Origin of the sequence: Paenibacillus hemerocallicola, assembly GCF_006265175.1 — a bacterium.
GTDB classification, from domain to species: domain Bacteria; phylum Bacillota; class Bacilli; order Paenibacillales; family NBRC-103111; genus Paenibacillus_AB; species Paenibacillus_AB hemerocallicola.
On the sequence record NZ_VDCQ01000066.1, the window covers coordinates 21,955 to 36,729 of the forward strand.

General features: G+C 49.5%; 18 protein-coding genes and 1 tRNA gene. 4 read left to right on the top strand and 15 right to left on the bottom strand.

The annotated features are described in order from the left end of the window. Positions 1-25: 25 nt before the first annotated feature. The 3 genes from rplI to FE784_RS32595 are packed head-to-tail and all read right to left on the bottom strand — an operon-like array spanning position 26 to position 3,382. Positions 26-469: a 50S ribosomal protein L9 gene (rplI, locus tag FE784_RS32585; RefSeq protein ID WP_139606433.1), complete on the bottom strand. Its 444-nt coding sequence runs from the start codon at positions 467-469 to the stop codon at positions 26-28. Continuing rightward, positions 466-2,427, bottom strand: coding sequence for a DHH family phosphoesterase (locus tag FE784_RS32590; RefSeq protein ID WP_139606434.1), 1,962 nt, complete (start codon positions 2,425-2,427; stop codon positions 466-468). Before FE784_RS32590 ends, rplI begins: the two co-directional genes overlap by 4 nt. 19 nt (positions 2,428-2,446) lie before the next feature. After that, on the bottom strand, positions 2,447-3,382 hold the full coding sequence (locus tag FE784_RS32595) for a DUF2232 domain-containing protein (protein WP_139606435.1): 936 nt from the start codon (positions 3,380-3,382) through the stop codon (positions 2,447-2,449). Positions 3,383-3,613: 231 nt separating this feature from the next. On the opposite strand from FE784_RS32595, the gene FE784_RS32600 reads away from it, so the two are divergent. Further along, positions 3,614-4,846 (top strand): SGNH/GDSL hydrolase family protein, encoded by a 1,233-nt coding sequence (locus FE784_RS32600; RefSeq protein WP_139606436.1) that lies wholly within the window; start codon positions 3,614-3,616, stop codon positions 4,844-4,846. A gap of 52 nt (positions 4,847-4,898) precedes the next feature. Here the strand turns inward: FE784_RS32600 and FE784_RS32605 are convergent, their stop codons facing one another. The 4 genes from FE784_RS32605 to rpsF form a co-directional block, all read right to left on the bottom strand. Further along, positions 4,899-5,396: an RNA polymerase sigma factor gene (locus tag FE784_RS32605; RefSeq protein WP_139606437.1), complete on the bottom strand. Its 498-nt coding sequence runs from the start codon at positions 5,394-5,396 to the stop codon at positions 4,899-4,901. 185 nt (positions 5,397-5,581) lie between these two features. Then, entirely contained in the window at positions 5,582-5,857 is a 276-nt protein-coding gene (gene rpsR, locus FE784_RS32610) for a 30S ribosomal protein S18 (RefSeq protein ID WP_138880904.1), read from the bottom strand. Positions 5,858-5,878: 21 nt separating this feature from the next. After that, complete coding sequence (gene ssb / locus FE784_RS32615) at positions 5,879-6,388, bottom strand: single-stranded DNA-binding protein (RefSeq protein WP_139606438.1); 510 nt, start codon at positions 6,386-6,388, stop codon at positions 5,879-5,881. 46 nt (positions 6,389-6,434) lie between these two features. Then, the gene (gene rpsF, locus FE784_RS32620; protein WP_139606439.1) at positions 6,435-6,719 is read right to left on the bottom strand and encodes a 30S ribosomal protein S6; all 285 of its coding nucleotides are present in this window, start codon (positions 6,717-6,719) and stop codon (positions 6,435-6,437) included. Positions 6,720-6,965: 246 nt separating this feature from the next. Between rpsF and FE784_RS32625 the strand changes: the two genes are divergently transcribed. Together FE784_RS32625 and FE784_RS32630 are read left to right on the top strand one after the other, a co-directional pair. Continuing rightward, complete coding sequence (locus FE784_RS32625) at positions 6,966-7,151, top strand: YjzC family protein (protein WP_139606440.1); 186 nt, start codon at positions 6,966-6,968, stop codon at positions 7,149-7,151. Between the two features lie 494 nt (positions 7,152-7,645). Further along, on the top strand, positions 7,646-7,915 hold the full coding sequence (locus FE784_RS32630) for a helix-turn-helix domain-containing protein (RefSeq protein ID WP_342779154.1): 270 nt from the start codon (positions 7,646-7,648) through the stop codon (positions 7,913-7,915). 1,000 nt (positions 7,916-8,915) lie between these two features. Here FE784_RS32630 and FE784_RS32635 read toward each other — a convergent pair. The 4 genes from FE784_RS32635 to FE784_RS32650 form a co-directional block, all read right to left on the bottom strand. Next, a tRNA-Ser gene (locus FE784_RS32635) sits at positions 8,916-9,006 on the bottom strand. A 94-nt stretch (positions 9,007-9,100) separates the two neighbouring features. Beyond that, on the bottom strand, positions 9,101-9,328 hold the full coding sequence (locus tag FE784_RS32640) for a DUF951 domain-containing protein (protein ID WP_139606441.1): 228 nt from the start codon (positions 9,326-9,328) through the stop codon (positions 9,101-9,103). Positions 9,329-9,356: 28 nt separating this feature from the next. Next, positions 9,357-10,223, bottom strand: a complete 867-nt coding sequence (locus FE784_RS32645; protein WP_246132295.1) for a mechanosensitive ion channel family protein — start codon at positions 10,221-10,223, stop codon at positions 9,357-9,359. Between the two features lie 19 nt (positions 10,224-10,242). Next, complete coding sequence (locus FE784_RS32650; RefSeq protein WP_246132296.1) at positions 10,243-10,494, bottom strand: putative Se/S carrier protein; 252 nt, start codon at positions 10,492-10,494, stop codon at positions 10,243-10,245. A 171-nt stretch (positions 10,495-10,665) separates the two neighbouring features. On the opposite strand from FE784_RS32650, the gene yyaC reads away from it, so the two are divergent. Beyond that, on the top strand, positions 10,666-11,274 hold the full coding sequence (yyaC, locus tag FE784_RS32655; RefSeq protein ID WP_139606442.1) for a spore protease YyaC: 609 nt from the start codon (positions 10,666-10,668) through the stop codon (positions 11,272-11,274). On the opposite strand, the gene FE784_RS32660 is transcribed toward yyaC, so the two are convergent. From FE784_RS32660 to FE784_RS32675, 4 genes are all read right to left on the bottom strand, one after another. Then, on the bottom strand, positions 11,243-11,743 hold the full coding sequence (locus FE784_RS32660) for a DUF4446 family protein (protein WP_139606443.1): 501 nt from the start codon (positions 11,741-11,743) through the stop codon (positions 11,243-11,245). The two genes, yyaC and FE784_RS32660, sit on opposite strands and share 32 nt — an antisense overlap. A gap of 45 nt (positions 11,744-11,788) precedes the next feature. Continuing rightward, positions 11,789-12,949 (bottom strand): aminotransferase class V-fold PLP-dependent enzyme, encoded by a 1,161-nt coding sequence (locus tag FE784_RS32665; protein WP_139606444.1) that lies wholly within the window; start codon positions 12,947-12,949, stop codon positions 11,789-11,791. Positions 12,950-13,097: 148 nt separating this feature from the next. After that, positions 13,098-13,952, bottom strand: a complete 855-nt coding sequence (locus FE784_RS32670; protein WP_139606445.1) for a ParB/RepB/Spo0J family partition protein — start codon at positions 13,950-13,952, stop codon at positions 13,098-13,100. After that, entirely contained in the window at positions 13,945-14,706 is a 762-nt protein-coding gene (locus tag FE784_RS32675; RefSeq protein ID WP_139606464.1) for a ParA family protein, read from the bottom strand. Before FE784_RS32675 ends, FE784_RS32670 begins: the two co-directional genes overlap by 8 nt. Between the last annotated feature and the right edge of the window lie 69 nt (positions 14,707-14,775).

Genomic DNA, 14,775 nt, shown 5'->3' on the forward strand with positions numbered 1-14,775 from the left:
AGACTCCTTTTCGTACGAAAGGCTCTCATTCTTCCGACACTTGAACCCGCAGCTCGGCCGTTACTTCCGGATACAGCTTGACTTTCACGGTCGTCGTTCCGAGGGAACGGATCGCGTCGCTCATCTCGATCTTCCGCTTGTCCAGGTGGATGCCTTTCTTCTCCAGCTCCTCCGCGATCTGCTTGCTCGTGATCGAGCCGAACAACCGGCCGCCTTCGCCGGATTTCGATTTGATCACGACCACCATTTCCCCGAGCTTTGCCGCGAGCTCCTGGGCATCCGCCTTTTCTTTATCTTTGCGCTTCGTTTCCGACTGCTTGTGGTGCTCCAGCTGCTTGACGTTTCCTTCGGAAGCCGCCGCTACGAGCCCTTTCGGCAGCAAAAAGTTGCGAACGTATCCTTCGGACAAATCCTTGACTTCTCCCTTTTTCCCCTGGCCCTTCACATCTTTCAGAAATATCACTTTCATTCGAACAGCCCCTCCTCTTCATTCATTTGCTTCAATACCCGCTTCAGCTTCTCGAGCGCTTCATCCACCGTTCCGTCCAGCTGGGTCGCGGCATTGGTCAAATGTCCGCCGCCCCCGAGCCGCTCCATCACGACCTGGACGTTGATCTGCCCGAGCGACCGGGCGCTAATGCCGATCAAACCGTCGGTTCGCTCGCTGACTACGAAGGAAGCCATAATGTCGGTCATATTTATTAGCGTATCGGCAACTTGCGCAATTAGCAATTGGGAATATTTGCGCCCGGCGGCCGTACAGGCAACCGCAATATGTTCGTACATAATCTCCGCATGCTTGATGACTTCGGCCTTGCGAATGTACTGCTCCAAATCTTCCTTCAGCATGCGCTGGATAAGCCCCGAATCGGCCCCGTTGCGCCGCAGGAACGAAGCCGCCTCGAACGTGCGCGCACCGGTGCGAAGCGAGAAGCTTTTCGTATCCACCACGATGCCCGCAAGCAGGGCGGTCGCTTCCAGCACGTCCATCGACAGCCGATCGTGGAAATATTGCAGCAGCTCGGTTACAAGCTCGCACGTGGAAGACGCGTACGGCTCCATGTAGACGAGCATGGCTTCGTTCAAGAACTCCTCGCTCCGCCGGTGGTGGTCGATCACCATAATGCGGTGCGTTTGCTGCAGCAGCCTCGGCTCGGCGACCATGGACGCCTTATGCGTATCGACGACGACAGCCAAGCTTCGCGGGGTCGTAATCTGCATCGCCTGCTCCGGCGTAATGAACCACTTGTGCAGCTTCTCATCCTCGCGAATCGCTTCCATCAGCTTCAAGATGGACGGGTTCATTCCTTCGAGGACGATATAGCCTTCCTTCTGACTAAGCTGGACAGCCTTCAGCACGCCGACCGCCGCTCCGATCGAATCCATGTCGGGAATCCGGTGGCCCATAATGACCACTTTGTCGCTGTCGCGGATCAAGTCCCGCAATGCATGCGAAATGACTCGCGCCCGTACGCGCGTGCGTTTCTCCACCGCATTGGAGCGGCCTCCATAGAACGACAGCCGCTGGCCGACCTTGACAGCCGCTTGATCGCCGCCGCGGCCGAGCGCCATGTCCAAGCTCGTTTGGGCCAGCTGCCCGAGCTCGATCAAGCTTTCCGAGCCCGCGCCGACCCCGATGCTGAGCGTAAGCGGAAGCTTGTATTCGATTGTCAAATCGCGAACGTCATCCAATATTTCGAATCGGGTCTGTTCCAGCTGCCGCAGCGATTTGTTGTTCATGAATATAAGGAAACGGTCGGATGCCGTCCGCCGAAGATAGACACCGTGCTTCTGGGCCCAACCGGTCAGCTCTCCCGTCACCTTCGCGAGCATGACGCTGCGGCTCTGGTCGTCCATGCCTTGCGTTGCTTCGTCCAGATTGTCCAGCATGACGACACCGATCGCGATTTTTTCTTCCTCGTATTTTTTGGACAGCTGCTTATGAGCCGTTACGTCCTGAAAGTAAAGAAGGCGGTGCTCCGCTTTCACGTGAACCTGGAATATATTCTTCCCGATTGCCAGATCCAGCTTGCTCTCCTTGTCGTCCTTGCCCTTCAGACCCGGAAATATTTCGTGCATCGGTTCCCCGATCAACGAATCGCGATCCAGCATTTTTCCGACAAACCCGTTATGCCACTCGATCGTCCGTTCTTCGTCGTACAAAATGATGCCGATCGGCAGCTCGTTGAACACTTCGTTGCCCGCTTTTTTGATCCGGTGCGACAACGTTCCGACATATTGGTTCAGCCCTTTGCGAAACGCACGCTCGGCGGCCAGCGTGTAATACGCCAGAACTCCCCCTATCACGAGACCCGCAACACCGAGCACCCACTCATAAAAGAAAAGCGCGATCGACAGTAGAAGGATGGCGATCGACGACCAATAAATATGAAGTCCATGCCATCGATTCAACAAAAACTTCGGCATACGGCTCGCTCCTAAACTTCTATGATTTCTTCAATCTGCCTCGGATCGGGAAAGCGACGTCAAACAAGCCGAGCAAAGTGAGCAATTGCATAAATCCCGGCAAAAACGGCATCAGCAGCATCGATACGACGACGATAACGTATGGCACCGCCTTCGCCCACCCCCGCGCGTCCGCAACGAAAAAGAAAAAGCCGAACGCCTGAATCGCGAAGGCGAACATCAGGAGCGGAATTACGTTGAGAAGCACCATCGCAATCATCGATCCATTCGCTTCCGTGAAGATGAAGCTAAGCACCAATGCGATCAAATAATACCAGACGAACGATCTCGGGAGCATCCATTCCTTGGCCGGCTTCATTCCCGGTATGGACTCCCCGTTGCGATTAAGCGCCTTTCTTGCAAGCCAATGCGTGATGACGCTGTAATACAGCGACAAGCCGATCAAATACAACGGCAGCAGTTGAATCATCATCTCGATCACTTGGTCGATCAGGTTGGCCGGCAGCATTTGCTGGAACTCGGCCGGGAACGTATCGAGGCTGCTTCTTACGAACACCCGCATCTCATCCGTGACATGAACCCCGAATAGCGTAAGCAGCAGCAAAAACAATAGCATTTGCGCCAAAAACGCCACGGTCCCGCCCGTGATGACCGAACGCGCCGCCGCCTTCTTTCGGTACAGAACCCCCATCACAATGCTGGGAATAAGCAGAAACAGCGAGAAAATCGCGGCGACCGTTCCCAGAATACCCGCCCCGAATGCCGCAGTAAGGGCATAAACGACCAACAGCGACAATACATAATAAACAACAAATCGTTTCGGTTCCAATTTGACAAACAAATAGACCACCGGGATCATGGCCACGCTGATCGCCACCATGACCAACGGGGTAAAAATGAGCAAGAGCAGCACCACCAGGATGAGGCTCCAAAGCAAGGCTTGCTTGTTTACCAAAACGTCACCTCTTAACGAATCAGGTTGTTCCGATTCCGATTCCACGGTTCCCGGAGAGCGGCTTCCACTAGTCGGCTATGATACAAATTATAGCACAAACGCATGACAGTGTCCCGTTCGGCCCTAGGCCGTAAAAAACACGAATTTCCATTTGCGGCCAGCAGGGGAATTCCCCGGGGAAAGCGAATTGCTTCTATATAAGATCGATACCAATTCGGGAGGGACCTTTTTTTGAAAAGACGTGCATGTTCTCTTTGTTTGGCTTTTTGCCTTATTCTGTCCTTGATCGCGCCTGCCGCATTGGCCGCCGATTCCCGTTCTCCGTCCGCGGAAAAATACGTTGTCTTCGGCGATTCTCTGGCGATCGGATTTGAGCCCGGAATGACGACGACCTCCGTTCCATACGGATACACCGATCGTCTATATGAGCAAGCCCTCCTGCATGGACGTGCAACAATCGCCAATTACGGCATCGGAGGCTTGACCAGTTCGGGCCTGAAGGCGATGCTGCAAGCGGTCGTCGACGGAAGCACCGTAAAAGGCGCGGATATCCAGAAGTCGCTTCCCGATCCCCGGGCCGATCAAGTCGTCGGTGACACGTCCAAAATCAAAGCCGATATTGCCGCTGCCACGCTCATTACGATTACAATAGGCGGCAACGACATCGGAGCCAGCATTTTGTCGGAGCTCACGACGATGGACGACACCCAGTTGGAGGAGTTTTCGACGAAATGGATGAAAACCTATACCGATAATTTGACCTCCGCGCTCCAAAACATATTCACGATCAACAAAAACGTCCGCATCTATGTGGCCGACCAATATTCCCCGATCCCGGCGGTGCTGAAATCCGAATATCCGAAAGCGCAAAAATTAAAAGATCGCTTCACCGCCACGCTGAAGCAGGTCGAGCAGTCGTTCCGCAAAAACAGCTATAACATAACGGCCGTTCCCGTAGCGGAAGCTTTCGTTGGCAATGAAGGACTTTATTCGCACATAGCGATGCGGGACATTCATCCGAACCAAAGCGGCTACGGCAAAATTGCCGAGATCTTCTCGAAATCGATCTGGGGCGAATACCGGACCGATTTGGCCAAAACCGAGCCGATTACAGTCGTTGTAGCCGGCCGTACCGTCCAGACGAACCATTTGCCCGCCCTGATCCAGGACAGTACCTTCGTGCCGCTTCGCGAGTATTCGGAAGGGCTCGGTGCGACTGTAGACTGGGAAGACTCCACCAAAACCGCTACCGTGCGCTACAACGGCAACAGCGTTGCTCTCACGATCGATTCGACTACGATTGCGGTCAACGGCGTCCGGAAGCAGATCGATTTGGCGCCGCCGCACTCCCATGAAAGCGCCGGAGAGACGAAAACGTACATTCCGCTTCGCCTTATGGCCGAAGGGCTCGGCTTCGACGTTCAGTACGTCCAGCAGTCACGTACCGCCTACATCAATCCGTAAACATGCATAAGGCCACCCGAACCGGGTGGCCTTTTAGTTCATATCCAAATTGTCATCTCGCTTCCATCAGCTCGCGCATCCGTTTGCGCGCCCGGTGCACCAGCGTTTTGATCGCATTTTCCGAAACACCGATGTGCTCCGCGATTTCCTTGTAAGAGAGCCCGCGCTGCATCAGCATCAAGAGCACTTGACGGTCTCTCGGCTTCAGCTCGTTGAGCGCTTGATTAATTTCCATGCGCAGCTCCGCCCCTACGGCTGCTCCTTCCGGCGACACGTCCAATACAGGCATATCCGGAATCGACTCCAGCGGAACGTGGATCGATCTCCGTTTCTTCCGCCACTGATCGACGAACAGATGATAACCCGTCTTGAACAGCCAAGCTTTCGCCGTTTCCGGCTGAACGCGCTTCTCGTACATGCGTACGAACGTTTCCTGCGCCAAATCGGCCGCGTCGCTTTCATTTCCGGTTCTACGCGCCAAATAACGGTGCAGCGGTACTTGATATTGTTTATATACATGTTGGAACATTTGTTCTTCAGCTTGTGTCATATCCGGCCCAGCCTCTTTCGTCTTCACTTTTTGGAATACGCCATAATTGTACAGCGCAAACCTTAAGGAGAATGAACCGGAATTCTTAACTTTCTCTTAATTACGTAACCTTTTGCGTTAAGGGGTATGGCGATACAAAAAAAGCAGAGCGTGTCCGCCCTGCTTTCTTGTATTCGATCCGAGCTCTACTCCGTCGTATACGGCAGCAAAGCGATTTGACGAGAGCGCTTGATCGCAATCGTCAGCATCCGCTGATATTTCGCGGAAGTGCCTGTGACACGGCGCGGCAAAATTTTGCCACGCTCGCTGATGAATTTCTTCAGCGTTTCGATGTCTTTATAGTCAATGTGAGTAATTTTGTTTGCTGTGAAGTAACACACTTTACGGCGCTTGTTGCGGCCGCCTTTTTTGGAGAACTTGCGTTCGCCGCGGTCTTCTCCACCCTCACGTCTGTTGTTCATGCGAGATTCATTCCTTTCTGCCTAGAATGGCAAATCATCATCGGAAATATCGATGGGTTTTCCGTCGTCCGAGAACGGATCCTGATTGTTCTGCGCGCCGCCGTATCGGTTGCCGCCGCCGTTTCCTCCACCGCTTCCACCACTGTTGCCGCCGCTATTGTTGCCGCCGCCACTTCCGCCACCGCTGAACTCGTCACGGTTCGCTCCGCTGTTCGCCGATTCCAAGAATCGAACGTTGTCGGCTATCACTTCGGTCACGTATACCCGCTTGCCTTCGTTGTTGTCGTAGTTGCGAACTTGAATCCGGCCTTCCACTGCCGTCAATCGGCCTTTGCGCAAATAATTCGCGCAAGTTTCCGCCAATTGGCGCCATGTGACTACCGGGATAAAGTCGGCTTCACGCTGGTTTTGCTGGTTCGAGAACGGTCGGTCCACCGCAATCGTGAACTGCGTAACGGCTACGCCCGCAGGCGTGTACCGCAGCTCCGGATCGCGCGTAAGCCTGCCGATCAGAATAACACGGTTCAACAATCGAAATCCCTCCCTAACGATCGACTACATCACATTCGTGCAACGATTAAGCTACGTCTTTGACGATCAAGTAACGAACGATTTCGTCAGAAATCTTCATCACGCGGTCAAGCTCCGTAATAACGTCGGTATTTGCGTTGAAATGCACCAACACATAAATCCCGTCGCGGAACTTGTTGATCTCATACGCAAGACGGCGCTTGCCCATTACGTCATGCTTTGTAATTTCGCCACCGTTGTTGATGATGCCTTGGAATTTCTCGATCGTCGCTTGAACAACCTCTTGCTCGATGTCAGAGCGAATGATGTACATCACTTCGTATTTGCGCATGAATATTCACCTCCTTTTGGACTTAGCGGCTTCCGGATCATTCCGGAAGCAAGGAGCGGGCTTTGCAGTCAAAACTCGCACCATATAACTATATCAAAACAAGCTGGGCAACACAAGCGAAACGGCTCGTTTATTTGCAACGAGGCATTTGCAAAAAATGGACTTCAGCTTCGGGCATGTTTTGGTGCCCGCTAATGCACTATAAAGGAAGTATCGCCATAAAACCTTGACCGGGAGGTGACCACAATGGGAGAACAAACCGAGTTTAAGCCAGGCGCGAAGGCGCCGAACAGCGGAACCTACATCGAGATCGGCGAAAACGATTTCCATATGGGCATTACGAATCCGAAGCAAATTCAACTGGAACAAGGCGAGAAATTTCCGGAAACGACGAACAAGGACCGGAAATGGACGAAGAAAGGCAATGACTGAATTATGTATTCGCAAGCCTTACTCTATGGAGAAGGCTTGTTTTCTTTGTTGTTACTCCTCAATCGTACAAGCTATCCTCTCTTGGATTGCGGGTACCGATTATTCCTCCTAATCGGTGACTTAAGGTTAATACTCCTTGCTTATATAAAGAATCCATATTCAAAGACGACTGCTCGTTTTTCTTCTCATCGAGTTCGAATAACAAATATTGCTTTTCCTCTGATGTTATCAGGATTAATTCATTGAAGATGTCTCGAATAGCTGAAGACAACGCTTTGTACTCATTATGATTTCTTACAAGGCTTGTTCCCACTTCATCCGAGCGGTTCATTATAAATCGTTCAAAATAATAAGTAAGATCTTGAATGACCCATCACCTCCAAGTGCTACTCTAAAAGTAATACTATTAAAGCACATAACAATACTCCTGAGGTATTACGTCAATAGCTTCATTGACGTATTTGATTATGAATATTACTTTTAGAGTATGACTTTTGGAAAAAGCAGGCCAATTAATGGGTTCCTTACAATTCAATTTAAAAGAAACGTTGGATCAACTGAAAATAACGCGAAATAAGCTGGCCGTAGAATCCAAAACCCGGCCGGCCACAATTTTGGACCTTGTCAGCGGGGACACTAAAAGACTTGAGCTGTCGACTATCGTTGCCATGCTTGATACTTTAAATCAGTTTGCCAAAGAAAAAGGATATCGCGAATTTACATTCCACGACATTTTGGAGTACATTCCGGATAATAACGAGTAGGCCTTGTATTGTATCCTGCCGCAGCTCAGGAATTGTTTTTTCTACGACATCATACAACCTGAAGTTCTCTTGATGAAGTGGTTGCAATATATTTCCGTAAATAGAGGAACTGTATTCCGTTATAGTCCCGAATTCCGTTACACTCTAGAATTTTACGGAACAGGCTTCCGTTATTTTGATTCTTTCGGATGAAAATGACCGTGAACAGCGGAATAGCGGAACGGTCTTCCTTTATTTTGCCGTCGACACGGGTACTCGGGTCAATAGCATACTCAAGTTCCGCTATTTTATGAATTCGCGGTCCCGGAAGTACCGGCAAAGGCAGCCATCCTTCACCGAATCCGATCCACCGGCTCTCTCTCGACCCCCAGCTCTCTCCAGACCACCAGCTCTAACCGCCAGCTCTCTCCAAACCGCCAGCTCTCTCCAAACCAACATGCGTCATTCACTTCCGACGCGAATTATGCTGTCGTAGTTTTTCTCATGACTTCTCGGACTTATCCACATGTGGATAAGTTTTTTTTGCTTTTCATATTTGCTGCTTTGTCCCCTTCTGGCAAATTCCGACCTGCGGTGTCCCTGAGAACTTATTCACACACTTCACTCCTGTTCTATCACAAAGGTCAACGGATAATTCCGATTGATTATTATTACGCAATAGAGTCCGGCCCAATTTGATTTATGAAATGTGCGACGGCAAGACGAGACGAATCGATCTCGACACGCTGAGTAAATAATTAGCACTCTCGATCGTATGACCGGACACAAACACATGCGATTATGGATGTATTGGAATACAACAACAGCGATGATCGTAATAAATAAAAAAAACGGGATTTTCACGCCATCCCGGTCAACAAGTTTACATATTTACATTCACACAAGTAGTTCGTTCTCCATAGAGGCGGACTACTTTTTTTACTTGGCAATGAACAGTTGAATTCTCACAACAAGACAAACAAAAAAACGGCTCGTTGCTGAGCCGCTTGTTTCGTATGTATGGCGGAAAGGGTGGGATTCGAACCCACGCACGCCTTGCGACGCCTAGCTGATTTCGAGTCAGCCCCCTTGGGCCTCTTGGGTACCTTTCCGTATCGGCCCGCCTCAAAAAATGAGGACAAGAAGAATTATAGCACACTCCCCTATAATTCCGCAAGGGGTCTTGTCCATTCTTTTCGACTACCTTTACCGCGTTTCCGTGTCGCTCTGTTCGTCTCCGGGAGAGGCCGATTTAAGCACTTTTTTCATCTTTTTCTCGAACTCCGCACGCGGGATCAGCACACTATGCTTGCAATGAATGCACTTGATCCGAATATCCATCCCCATCCGGATAATTTCCCATTCGTTTGTTCCGCACGGGTGCGGCTTTTTCATTTGCACTACATCGCCGAGCTCGAACTTCTTCTTCTCCAACCGCTTTCCCTCCGTTCTTCGTACCTCATTAGCTTATTTTCTTAAAGCCAAGCTGGTCGAGCGCTCTCATCAATTCCACATTTAGAACCCTCATCACTTCCGCCTGGGCGTTAGGACGGCATTCTGCCGATATACGCAGCGTCACATCCGTATTCGTGACCGTTTGGACCCCCAGCACGCTCGGCTCCTTCACGATCAGATCACTACCCTCGTACACGCGGCGTACCGTCTCCTTGGTGGCCTGCAGCGCCTTCTCCAGGTCCGCCTCATAGGCTACCGTAACGTCCACTACCGCCAACGAATTATGGCTCGAGAAGTTCGTTACTTGCGTTATAAGCCCATTCGGAATAATGTGAACCTCGCCCGTCCAATTGCGGATACGGGTTACGCGCATGCCGATTTCTTCGACCGTTCCTTTGAAATTCCCGGTCTGTATAACGTCCCCCACGGCAAACTGATCCTCGAAGATGATAAAAAATCCGGTAATTACATCTTTCACCAAGCTTTGCGCTCCGAAACCGATCGCCAATCCGAGCACGCCCGCACCGGCCAATATCGGAGCCAGATTGAAGCCGAACTGGGACAAGACCAGTATAATAACGAAAAAATTAACCGTAGACGAAATCAAGCTGCCGATCAATTTTCCTATCGTCTTCGTCCTTCTCTGATCGAACTTCAGCGGGCTTTTCTCGCGCTCCTGCACCATATGGGCGACGGCACGTCTCGTGACCGCGTTGATAATGCGTCCCACTATATAAATGATTGCCACTTTCAGAAAAATCGTCAGCCATGTCGTCCAGTTCGCCGGATCCACGATATAGTTCCATGTACTTTGTTTAAATTGGACCCAACCGCTCACGTCTTCAATCATTGCGACTACTGTTTCCTTGTCCACAGTTATCCTCCCGATCCATTCAAGCTAACGGTACTTGATCGTATCCTTCTCTAACTTTTCTGAAAATTCCGCGAATTTCAACTTTTTCATCGCGAATGATAATCGCTACCCGATCCAGCTCTTCTGCCGGAAAATCGATCGATAAGGCACATCCTGCCGTTATCTCTTTCGGCGTCGGCCGTATATCAATTTCCACATCGGCATACTCGAGCAGCATCTCCGTTCTCAATGCCTGCTGGGTTGAATCAAATGCTATCAGCATCGTTTCCATCCATATTCCCCCACCCTACATCCTTTACACACTTACGATTACTCTTTATGAAAAGCTCATTTCCAATCGCCACAAATCTTCTCCGATTCTCTCTTTTCCGCACGTATAAATAGGATCTCTTTTTCGTATACTAGTAGAAAATAACAGCAAGCTTTTGGGAGGATGCCGTCCATGAAGTTTTCGCTCGGATTATTCAATAAGAACGATCCCGCCTCTTACCGTTTCAATTATAGCGACCCGGATGTCGTGGACTCCTTGACCCAACGTCTATTTCATTATTTCACCCAAGTTCCTGCCCGTCAACAGATCGTATTCGTATGTATCGGTACGGACAGATCCACCGGCGATTCGCTTGGTCCGTTAATCGGCACTCATCTGCAGAAGCATCATTACAGCGGTCTTCATTTGTTCGGTACATTGGACGAGCCTGTACATGCAATGAATTTGAACGAATCGATCGCTGAAATCGAACGGTTGTATGATTCCCCATTCGTCGTCGCCATTGATGCGTGCCTTGGGCAAATGTCCAGCGTTGGCTGCATCACCGTAGCGGACGGTCCCGTCAAGCCTGGAGCCGGCGTTCAGAAAGAGCTCCCTCCGCTTGGCAATATGCATGTAACGGGTATAGTAAACGTCGGCGGATTCATGGAATATTTCGTGCTGCAAAACACAAGGTTAAGCGTCGTCATGAGAATGTCGGAAATTATATCCCGTTCGATTTTCCGTTCGCTTATGCTGGCAAGACGCATTACTTCGGCTCAGGCTGAACACATTGACTGATCGCTTCCTTCTCCTCCGGCGTCAGCCTGTATTCGGACTGACCTCCGGCAATCGGCTTCGCGTACATATGCGTTTCATCACGATTGTGGATTCCGGTCAGCACGACGCCGTCTTGCTGCTCACTCAATAGTGCGATCGAAAAGCTTAAATTTGAGCTCAGATCGCCGAATGCGTTATATCGTATAATTCCTATTCGCGACTGCATCTTCTTCATTGCCGCTTCTACCGCATTCAACCGGTTTTGTTGAGCTTCGGAATTCTCCGCCGTCGACTCGATCGTCTCCCGAAGCTGGATGAGCACTTGCTCCAGGTTAGTTACGTTCATGCTCTCCATCATTTTCACATACGTCTTCCTCAGCCTGTTCAATTTTACCCACATGGCTATAAGTACAATACCTAGTACAATAATAATAAGCAGCGCGAAAATTAGTAAATAGGAAGGCTGCAGCAATTCCACCCATTCGTTCACGTTCGGTTTTCCTTCTTTCTTAGTAGTTCGTTCAACTGAACCCTTTCACACCATTTGGCGGTAATGCTTGGATATCTCCCGAATCGCACCGATAAAGTCATTGATTTCCGCATCCGTCGTATAATACCCGACACTGGCCCGGACCGCTCCCGTTTCCTTCGTACCGGCCGCTTCATGCGCAAGCGGCGTACAATGATATCCGGACCGCACCGCTATTTGGAAGCTTTGGTCCAAAATAAAGGCCACCTCCGACGAGTCGGCCTTATCAAGTACAAATGCTGCGATTCCAGTCTTGGGTTCACCCAATTCAGGTCCGAGCAGCCGAACGCCTTCGATGGATTGCAGACCCTCCATCAATTGTTGGATTTGACTCCATTCTTTATTATGGATCGACTGCACTCCCTCATTCAGGATAAATTTTACTCCCTCTTTTAATCCGGCCACTCCTACCGTATTTTGCGTTCCCGCCTCATACCGATCCGGCCTTACCGCAGGCTGCACGACGGATTCGGACTGACTCCCCGTACCTCCATGCATCAGCGGCTCCAGCTCCATATCGGAGTCTATGTAGAGTCCCCCTGTCCCTTGTGGACCAAGCAATCCTTTATGTCCTGGGAAAGCAAACATATGAATACCCATATTTTGCACGTGTATCGGAATGATGCCCGCTGTCTGAGCGCCGTCTACAAGTAGCTTGGCGCCTTTCTTTTTGACGACTTCCGCTATTTGTTCGACCGGCAATATCGTACCCAACAAATTCGAGCTATGATTGCAAACAACGAGCGACGTGTTCTGCCGGAAGGCACTTTCTACATCTTCAACTCGAACTTGTCCTTTCGGATCGGCCTCTACATAAGTGATCTGGACATTTTTCTCTATCTTTAAATACTCCAATGGCCTTCTAACGGAATTGTGCTCCACGTTTGTGCAAATGACATGGTCGCCCTTCTTCACAAACCCTTTAATTGCTTGATTCAAAGCCATAGTCGTATTAAGCGCATACGATATATCATTCGGATTTTTTATTCCGAGCAGTTTGCCTAGCGCGCTTCTGGTCTCGAATAAAACCCGGCTTGCTTTGACTGCCATCTGATGGCTGCCCCTTCCGGGATTAGCCCCTATTTGCATGGCAGCCGTCATCGCTTCCAGCACGGCCGGAGGCTTCGGCCACGATGAGGCCGCATTGTCAAAATATTTGATATTCATTGAGCATCTACTCCTCTTGTGCAGCGTCTTAGAGCGTCAAACCCGGGCCAAAGTAAGAACGAGTTAGTTGTAGCGGTTTGAAAAAGCATACCAAAGTTTATCTCACTCCTTACGGAAATGAGCTCTGGTATGCTGCGTTCGTGGCTTGTTAACTTATTTTACCCTGCAAAATTTCAAGCAACCGTTCCAAATCATCCTTTGAATAGTAGAGCAGCTCAATTTTACCTTTGTCATTCTGATGTTTAATTTTCACGGTAGTCCGGTAACGATCTCTCAAAGATTCTTCCAGCTGATCGATATACGGATCTTTTCTCTTATCTTTCGTCTTTTCTTTTTGCGGCTGTTTTTCCTCTTCCTGCTGCTTTATGTAATCCTCCAGGAAGCGGACGCTCCACTCGTTCTTAACCGTTAAATTTGCGAGTTCCTTCTTTATTTTGTCGTCCTTCACTCCAACGATTGCTCTCGCGTGACCCATCGATAATGTTCCACGTGAAACATGTTGCTTCACTTCTTCAGGAAGCTGCAGCAGTCTTAGAAAGTTAGCGATGTGGGAACGACTCTTTCCCACTTTAACGGATAGCTCCTCCTGTGTAAATTGAAACTGTTCAACTAGGCCTTGGTAAGCGTTGGCGATCTCAATCGCATTTAAATCTTCTCGCTGAACATTTTCAATAAGAGCGATTTCCATTACTTGCTGATCGGTGAACTTTCGTACGACAGCCGGTATTTTCTCTAGACCGCATTGTTGTGACGCCCGGAACCGACGCTCACCTGCAATAATTTCGTATCCTCTTAATACGGTCCGAACGATGATCGGCTGAATAACGCCATGTTCTTTAATCGATTGTGCCAGTTCCCCGATTGAATCCTCATTAAACGTCTTCCGGGGTTGATACGGATTAGGACGAAGCTCCTTTAAAGGAATCTCGATAACCTTATCGTCATCGCTTACATTCAGCGACGGGATTAAGGCGTCCAATCCTTTTCCGAGACGTTTACTCATAGGAGATCACTTCCTTCGCCAATTCCAAATATACCTCTGCCCCTTTGGAGCGCGGATCATAAGTAATAATGGATTGCCCGTGACTCGGTGCTTCACTCAAACGAACGTTACGAGGAATGATGGTTTGGTATACCTTTTGTTGGAAGTACTTTTTCACCTCTTCAATGACTTGTATCCCAAGATTGGTTCTGGCATCAAACATCGTCAACAATACACCTTCGATTTGAAGGTTCGTATTCAAATGTTTTTGGACAAGTCTAACGGTGTTCAAAAGTTGGCTTAGTCCTTCCAGTGCGTAATACTCGCATTGAATCGGAATAATTACCGAATCGGCTGCTGTCAAAGAGTTAATGGTTAGAATGCCGAGGGATGGCGGACAATCTATTAATATGTAGTCAAACATATGTTTAACTAGATGCAGCGATTTTTTCAACCGCACTTCGCGCGAAATTGTAGGAACTAGCTCAATCTCCGCACCTGCCAACTGTATCGTAGCCGGTATAATTTTCAAATTCTCGATTGCACTATCCACAATCGCATCTTTAGGATGTACATCGTTAATGATGACATCATAAATACAATAGACTACGTCAGCTTTATTAATGCCGACTCCGCTAGTCGTGTTCCCTTGCGGATCGATATCAACGAGCAGTACTCTTTTGCCGAGAGTGGCTAAACATGCACCCAAATTAACGGATGTTGTCGTCTTTCCCACTCCGCCTTTCTGATTCGCAATCGCTATAATCTTAGTCAACATATTCACCTCAATCGATAATCCATACACAGCATTGCCATGTACACGAATGCATTGAACCCGTAATTG

Excerpts from the sequence above, each read along its gene's own strand:
- rplI (WP_139606433.1), bottom strand. The coding sequence starts at position 469 with ATGAAAGTGATATTTCTGAAAGATGTGAAGGGCCAGGGGAAAAAGGGA.
- FE784_RS32590 (WP_139606434.1), bottom strand. The coding sequence starts at position 2,427 with ATGCCGAAGTTTTTGTTGAATCGATGGCATGGACTTCATATTTATTGG.
- FE784_RS32605 (WP_139606437.1), bottom strand. The coding sequence starts at position 5,396 with ATGACACAAGCTGAAGAACAAATGTTCCAACATGTATATAAACAATAT.
- rpsR (WP_138880904.1), bottom strand. The coding sequence starts at position 5,857 with ATGAACAACAGACGTGAGGGTGGAGAAGACCGCGGCGAACGCAAGTTC.
- rpsF (WP_139606439.1), bottom strand. The coding sequence starts at position 6,719 with ATGCGCAAATACGAAGTGATGTACATCATTCGCTCTGACATCGAGCAA.
- FE784_RS32625 (WP_139606440.1), top strand. The coding sequence starts at position 6,966 with ATGGGAGAACAAACCGAGTTTAAGCCAGGCGCGAAGGCGCCGAACAGC.
- FE784_RS32650 (WP_246132296.1), bottom strand. The coding sequence starts at position 10,494 with ATGGAAACGATGCTGATAGCATTTGATTCAACCCAGCAGGCATTGAGA.
- yyaC (WP_139606442.1), top strand. The coding sequence starts at position 10,666 with ATGAAGTTTTCGCTCGGATTATTCAATAAGAACGATCCCGCCTCTTAC.
- FE784_RS32665 (WP_139606444.1), bottom strand. The coding sequence starts at position 12,949 with ATGAATATCAAATATTTTGACAATGCGGCCTCATCGTGGCCGAAGCCT.
- FE784_RS32670 (WP_139606445.1), bottom strand. The coding sequence starts at position 13,952 with ATGAGTAAACGTCTCGGAAAAGGATTGGACGCCTTAATCCCGTCGCTG.